The organism is Streptomyces silvae (assembly GCF_016745505.1).
GTDB lineage: Bacteria > Actinomycetota > Actinomycetes > Streptomycetales > Streptomycetaceae > Streptomyces > Streptomyces silvae.
Genome location: NZ_JAERUC010000133.1, coordinates 1 through 6,588, shown reverse-complemented (window position 1 = coordinate 6,588; position 6,588 = coordinate 1). Strand labels below are relative to the sequence as shown.

The window sequence follows — 6,588 nt, the reverse complement described above, 5'->3', positions numbered from 1 at the left end:
GACCGGCCGCCGACAACCTCTCTCACCAGGAGAACGAACGTGAGCACCACGAAGCTCGAAACCATCCGCGCCCTTCTCGCTAAGGCGGAGGACCCCCGTACTCCGGAGGCGGAGGCGGAGTTGGCCCGGAAGCGGGCGTTCGAGATGATGGCGAAGTACGGCGTCGAACAGGCGATGCTCAGCGACGCCAACCCGGCCAGCGACGGCCCGACGGACCGCAAGATCGTTCTGGATAACCCGTGGGCGATGGAGCGGGTCCGCCTCATCAACCGCATTGCGCTCGCTCTCGGCTGCGAGCTGATCCACCTTGGGCGGGACGGCAGCGGCCCGGCACGCCGGGTACACATCTTCGGGTACGCGAGCGATCTTCAGCGTGTCGAACTGCTCTACACCTCCCTTCTTCTCCAGATGAACAGCGGACTGGCCGCTCAGTCGGTCCCGCCGGGCCAGGGTGCGCGTGCCTGGCGTCGGTCCTGGCTTCTCGGCTTCATCAACCGGGTGGGCGACCGCATCGAGGAGGCCGAGCGCGGCGCACGCGACGAGGCCAGGGGCGAGACCACCGCCACCGGCCGCAGTGCGGCCCTCGTGCTCGCGGACCGCAAGGTCGTCGTCTCGCGCAGCTATCAGCAGGCGTACCCCCGTGCACGGAAGGGGGGCACCACCACCATGACCGGCAACGGGTACGGAGCCGGATGGGCGGCGGGAAGCCGCGCCGACATCGGCGGTAAGCGGATCGGCCGCACTGCGGCCGGGTCCATAGCCGCGTAGCCCCATTGCGGCCGGGGGCGGCCGTCCCCCGCCCCCGGCCGCCGAGTCCGCGACCTACCCCAGGAGGCATGACCGTGCCCGCTCGAAAGCCCCCGGCCACCCCCGCCCGCATCCTCACTGCCGCCGCCGACCACATCGAACGCGTCGGGCTCTACCAGGGTGACCACCTCTGGCAGCCCGGCCGGATGGGCGACACCGCCCCGTGCACCGTGCTGCACGCATGGGAGCGCGGCGTGCGCTCCGTCCGGCCCCGCTGGTCCGTACGCGGTGAACCCTGGAACATCTTCCAACGCGCCCTGTTCGACTCCCTTGTGGTGCTCAGCAACCAGGTCAACGGCCGTCCCGTGTCCGGGGTCCGGTGGCGAAAGCTGCGGCTCACGGAGGACGCCTACCGGCGCGCCCTCCTGTGGTGCTGGGGGGACGAACCCGAGCGGACCACCGCAGAGGCCGCCGCCATGATCCGCGCCGCCGCAGCCCTGCACCCGAGTGACGGCGATCACAACCTCCCCGGTTGCCCCACCCTCAAGAACATGGTTTAATTAATGGTGTCGGAAGGGGGAGGGCAACCCCCCGACCGACACCGTCACCGGGCCGAACGGCCCGAAGAACTCTCACCAGAAAGAGAAGGATCGATGACGAACACCAAGACCCAGGCCGGCGTCCAGACTGCCCCTGCCCCGTGGCCGACCCTCTCGGTCGCCGAGCTGGCCGCGTACCCCGGCAACGTCCGCGACATCGAGGCCCCGGCCGATCTGCTGGCCGACGTGAAGGACAACGGCGTCGTGGAGCCGCTGTACGTCGTGCTCACCCACGGCGACGTGCCGCAGGTCATCGACGGGTTCCAGCGACTGGCCGCCGCCGTCGCCGCAGGGCTGGAGGCCGTGCCGGTCACCCCGCGCCCCGTGATCCGGATTGACGCGCTCACCCCGCACCCGAAGAACGCCCGCGAAGACCTGGACCTCAACGCGCCGTTCGTGGAATCGCTCCGCACCGAGGGGTGCCGCATCCCCGTCAAGATCCAGCGCCTTGACGGCGGAGTCCTTCAGGTCAACGACGGAAACCGCCGCTACCACGCCGCGACGGACGCGGGCCTTACCCACCTGCCGTACGAGTGGGAGGACGACGACCGCGACGCGGCCGGACAGTTCCTCGACATGATCACGACCGCTCAGCACCGCAAGAGCCTGAGCACTTCCGAGGTGAACCAAGCCATGTTCAGCGCGGCCGAGGCGGGCGCGCCTCTGGGCCGCATCGCCAAGGCCGCAGGCGTGCGGCAGAAGGACGTCAAGACGCTGGTCAAGGTCCGGTCCGACGAGAAGCTGTCGGCCGTCGTCAGCGGCGCGAGCAGCTACGAGTGGACGTTCGAGCACCTGGCCGCGCTGTCGGAGTTCGCGGACGACGCCGAAGCGCTCGCCGCGATCACCGAGGCCGCCGCCGACGATGACGCCGACGAGGGAGACGTTGACTGGGCCATCGCCGTCGAGCGGACCAAGCGCGACAAGCGGACCAAGGCCGAGGCCCACCGCGCGGAGCTGGAGGCGGCCGGGCAGAAGATCCGGGACGCCGAGGAGCTGTCCGAGCGCGCCATGCCCGTGTGGCGACTGCGCGGCATCAGCACCGAGGAGCACGCCGACTGCAAGGGGTTGGTGTGGGTGTTCGACGACCGGCGGGCAGACCGGTACGAGCCCTACTGCTCCGCCCCCGGCCTGTACGGGCACACGGTGCCCGAGGGTGCCAGCGCCAGCGGCGGCACGATGACCACCGCCGACAAGGAGGCTGAGCGCGCCGCCCGCGCCGCCGTCAAGAAGGGGAACATCGACTGGGACGCGGCCGAGGCCCTGCGCCGGAAGTGGATCACGGACCTGATCAAGCGGCGCAACCTCCCGAAGAACACCACCAACACCCTGATCGGACACGTCAATAATGCTCTCCTGAACGGCAGTTGGGGTATCTCCGACGACCTGAACAAGGAGGGCACCACGGAGATCCTGGCCGGATTCCTGGGGCTGAACGCCGAGCAGGCCAAGGACCGGGGCAGCTTCGCCGGGCACGTCGCCAAGGACCCGCGCCGGGCCCCTCAGCTCCAGTTCGCCGCCATCGCCGCCGTCCGGGAGAAGTGCGCAAACCGGTCGGCGTGGCGGACGGACAGCCAGCACGCCCCGTGGACGCGGAAGCCCACCGGCCGGTGGTTCCAGGTGCTCGCGTCCCTCGGGTACCCGCTCACACCCATTGAGCAGTCGGTCGTGGATGAGGAGCCCTACGACCCGTCGAAGAAGAAGCCCCGCGCCGCGATCACGTCCGGCAGCGAGCCGGAGACCGAGCAGGAGCCCGGCACCAACGAGGAGGCGGGCGAGCCGGAGGCCGAGGAAGCCGACGACCCGGCCAGCGACGACGAAGCCGCCGCCTAACCACCTCAGCCGCCCGACGCCGGGGGCGGGAACCGCCCCCGGCACCCCCAGGAGCCCCACAGTGACCCGTACAGCTCTGTTCGACACCCACGCCGACGACCACGGTTGCGGATGCGTCCCCGCCCCCGCCGAGCCCGACCCCGGCACCACCGCCGACATCATGCAGGCCCGCGCCATCGCGGGCGGACTCGCAGAGTTCGGCATTGGCCCCGCCCGCTGGTCTGCCGCCTACGACCACCAGGCCGCCGCCGTCGTCCTGCGCGTGGACACCCCGCGCGGACTGTACGCGCTCGCCATCCCGGCCCCCGGCCAGCCGTTCCCCGTCCGCCACCGGGGCGAACGCATCGGTGCGCTGGACTGCCGCCGCACGTACGGCACCGCCGACAGCTACACCGCCGCCCTGTTCGCCGCGTTCCTGCGCGACCGCGCCGCACTCGACATCCCCGGCCGGGATGCTTGCCCCACACCCCAAAACATGGTTTAATTAATGGTGTCGGAGGGGGAGGGCAACCCCCTTCCGGTCCCACGGGCCGCCAGCCGGCCCGACCCCGGCCGTACGCGGAGGGCAACCCGCCCGGCCGGGCGCTCGATTCCTCTCTCACCAGCAGGAGCACCCACGATGACCAGCGCAGCCATGCGGTTTCCCATCCCCGCCACGGCCCAGGCCCGCGTCCGCCAGCTTGTCGAGGCCACCAACGCCCGCGCCGCCGTCCACAAGCTCACCGCCTACACGCTCGACGTCTCCGCGCCCTTCCTGGCCGACTACCACGACATCGACGGCCGCCTGATCGGCAAGCGCCCCACCGTCACCGTGACGATCTCCGGTGACATCCCCCGTCACCACGGCTGGACCGTCCTTGCCCGTCTGGACCACGACGAGGAGGGCGAGACGATCACCAGCCTGTTCCCCGGCCTGCCCGAGCAGGACGCCGAGGCCGTGCGCGGATACCACGCCATCGCGAACGTCTGTCACGGCTGCAACATCGCCAGGCACCGTACCGCCACCTATCTCGCCCGCCACGAGAACGGCGAGATGCGGCAGTTGGGCACCACGTGCGTTGAGCCGTACACCGGACTGCCGATCAAGGGCCTTGAGGCCCTGTGGCGGTTCGGCACGCTGAAGGACTCCGATTGGGACGGCGAAGAGGGCGGCATCCCGGCCGATCTCCGCGTCCCGGTGGCCGAGGTCCTGCGGGTGACCGCCGCCATCGTGAACACGGAGGGCCGCTTCTACAGCCGGTCTGAGCAGTGGAAGAACACCCAGCCGACCGCCGACGGCGTCGAAGCGTACTTCTTCGACCGCAAGGCCCCGATGGAGTGGCGGGCCGCCATCGACGCCGACCCCGACGCGCCGACCACCGCCGCCGCCGTCCGGGCGTGGGCCGTCCAGGGATACGGCAGCCTCTCCGACTACCGACACAAGGTGGGCCAGCTGGCGAAGGGCGAGACCGTTGACCCGCGCCACCTGCCGACGCTCGTGTCCGCCATCGCGGGGTGGTACCGCGACCAGGAGAAGGAGGCCACCGAGCGGGCCGCCCAGAACAGCAAGCCGCAGGGCACCGTGGGCGAGCGCATCACCACCCCCGCCACCGTCACCACCGTGATCGAGCTGGAGGGCCGGACGTACGGCTACCAGACCCAGCGCCGTCGACTGGTGAAGTTCCAGGACCCGCAGGGCAACGTGTTCGTCTGGTTCAGCAGCGCCGCCGACGTCCCCGACCAGGGCGACGAGGTCGAGCTGACCGGCACGGTCAAGGACCACAGCATCTACGGCGAGACCGCACAGACGGTTCTCACCCGGTGCCGCGTCGCCGCACGCGAACCGGTCGCCGCGTAGCAGGCCCGGCCGGGCGGGAAGCACTGCCCGGCCGGACCCCGGCCGCCGGGCCGTGGGGTGGGCGGCGTCGAGCCGCCCACCCCACGCTCCGCCCACCGCCGTCCGGGCCCGACCGCGTCGGCGGCCGGCCCCCACTCACTGGCCCCCGTACGAAGGGCGTCCCTCCGGGACGGCTCAGCCTGGCCCGGCTCGCAGCCGGCCGGAGCGTCCGGGCCGCAGGCGGCCCTCCCGCTCCGTCCGGACGCTGGGCCGAAGGGCGTGCCCTTCGGGCACGACGGCACTGTCCGTCGCGCTCCGCGCGACCACGGGCGGCACCCGTACGACGAGGCCACGGCTCGCCGCCGCCCGCACCGCTGAGACACCCGAGGAACACCCCCATGCCCGAGAACGCTTGCGCCGTCCGTCCCCAGGCCGCCACGGCAGGAGAACCGTCTCCGCAGACGTGCATCCAGGTCGCCAGGCAGGCCGCGATCCTCGCAGTCACCGCCGCCGACGACGCCATGACCGCCGCCGACGACGCCATGACCGCCGTGTGCCACAGCTGATCGGGCGCCACTGCCCGCCTGGAGGTGGTCATGCGCGCTGCCCACAAGGAAGCCGTCGAGGCCGAGCGCCACGCCGACCGTGCGGAGCAGTACGCCGACGACCCCGCGATGCCAAGCAGCGCCCCGTTGTACTGCGCCCGCCAGGCCGTCGACCACGCCGTGCGTGCTCAGTCGGCCGCCGGGGTCGAGACGACCGCCGCCGACCTGCGGGCCGAGCTGGAGCGGAAGCTGACGGCGGCCGAGTACGCCGAGCAGGAGAGCGCCCGCCGTCAGCAAGAGGCCGAGCAGGAGGCCGAGGAACGGGCGGCCACCGGCATGGACCAGGAGAACCCGGACCGCGCGGCGAGGAACCGGTATCTCGCCCAAGGGCATGTTGCTGAACTCGGCTGGACGGCGGGACACGTCCGTGTGATGGAGGCCGCCGAGTCCGGCCGTCTGTGCTGGCAGGGCGGACGGGCCCGGCAGGCAGCACGACGTGGCGTCTGGGACGGCGGCCGGCGGATCAACCGCGAACGGACGCAGGCCCTGTGCGCCGCCCGATTCCTCGTCGCCGTCCGCCAGGACGACGGCACCCGCACCCTGATCCCCAGCCCGATGGGCCAGGTTGCCCTAGAACTCGCGCGACTCCACCCGGCGGGTCTGCAACGCACCGACCGGGAAGCCTACGAGGCGCGGTTCGCCAAGGTTCGGCGACGCCACAAGCGCCGCGACGACCAGAAGGCCGCCGCCCGCCTGCTGCCGCCGCTCGACTCCAGTGCACGGAAGCTCTACCGGAGGCCGGTCACGCTCACCGAACAGCACGAACGCGCCGAGCGCGAAGCCGCCGACCGATGGGAAGACGAAGGCGGCTACTGCCCCGCGGTGAAGGTGCCGAACGCGGCAGCCACCCCAGCCGAGCAGTCCTCGATCCCGACAAGGTCATGGTCGAGCGGGAAGTCCGCCGTGCAGTCCACCTTGTGGTGAACGGGATGCCGGCCAGAGCGAAAGGCAGCCTCCGGCGGGTCCTCCTCGGAGGGGGTGGGGGCTGGTT

At 71.6% G+C, this 6,588-nt stretch carries 7 protein-coding genes; all 7 read left to right on the top strand.

Annotation, left to right across the window (positions count from 1 at the left end; all coding sequences use genetic code 11):
- Positions 1–39: 39 nt before the first annotated feature.
- The 7 genes from JKV81_RS19970 (at position 40) to JKV81_RS19940 (ending at position 6,521) form a co-directional block, all read left to right on the top strand.
- Entirely contained in the window at positions 40–768 is a 729-nt protein-coding gene (locus tag JKV81_RS19970; RefSeq protein WP_202077019.1) for a DUF2786 domain-containing protein, read from the top strand.
- Positions 769–842: 74 nt separating this feature from the next.
- The gene (locus JKV81_RS19965) at positions 843–1,307 is read left to right on the top strand and encodes a DUF6197 family protein (protein ID WP_202077017.1); all 465 of its coding nucleotides are present in this window, start codon (positions 843–845) and stop codon (positions 1,305–1,307) included.
- A gap of 93 nt (positions 1,308–1,400) precedes the next feature.
- Entirely contained in the window at positions 1,401–3,176 is a 1,776-nt protein-coding gene (locus JKV81_RS19960; RefSeq protein ID WP_109881764.1) for a ParB/RepB/Spo0J family partition protein, read from the top strand.
- Between the two features lie 61 nt (positions 3,177–3,237).
- A complete protein-coding gene (locus JKV81_RS19955) occupies positions 3,238–3,660 on the top strand; it encodes a hypothetical protein (protein ID WP_109881765.1) in 423 nt (140 codons plus the stop codon).
- 135 nt (positions 3,661–3,795) lie between these two features.
- The gene (locus JKV81_RS19950; protein ID WP_236057213.1) at positions 3,796–5,013 is read left to right on the top strand and encodes a hypothetical protein; all 1,218 of its coding nucleotides are present in this window, start codon (positions 3,796–3,798) and stop codon (positions 5,011–5,013) included.
- Between the two features lie 377 nt (positions 5,014–5,390).
- Positions 5,391–5,558 (top strand): hypothetical protein, encoded by a 168-nt coding sequence (locus JKV81_RS19945; protein WP_181396811.1) that lies wholly within the window; start codon positions 5,391–5,393, stop codon positions 5,556–5,558.
- Between the two features lie 30 nt (positions 5,559–5,588).
- Positions 5,589–6,521, top strand: a complete 933-nt coding sequence (locus tag JKV81_RS19940) for a hypothetical protein (protein WP_202077015.1) — start codon at positions 5,589–5,591, stop codon at positions 6,519–6,521.
- The last annotated feature ends 67 nt before the right edge of the window (positions 6,522–6,588 follow it).

Coding starts and splice junctions, on each gene's coding strand:
- JKV81_RS19940 (WP_202077015.1), top strand. CDS start 5,589: ATGCGCGCTGCCCACAAGGAAGCCGTCGAGGCCGAGCGCCACGCCGAC.
- JKV81_RS19950 (WP_236057213.1), top strand. CDS start 3,796: ATGACCAGCGCAGCCATGCGGTTTCCCATCCCCGCCACGGCCCAGGCC.
- JKV81_RS19945 (WP_181396811.1), top strand. CDS start 5,391: ATGCCCGAGAACGCTTGCGCCGTCCGTCCCCAGGCCGCCACGGCAGGA.
- JKV81_RS19960 (WP_109881764.1), top strand. CDS start 1,401: ATGACGAACACCAAGACCCAGGCCGGCGTCCAGACTGCCCCTGCCCCG.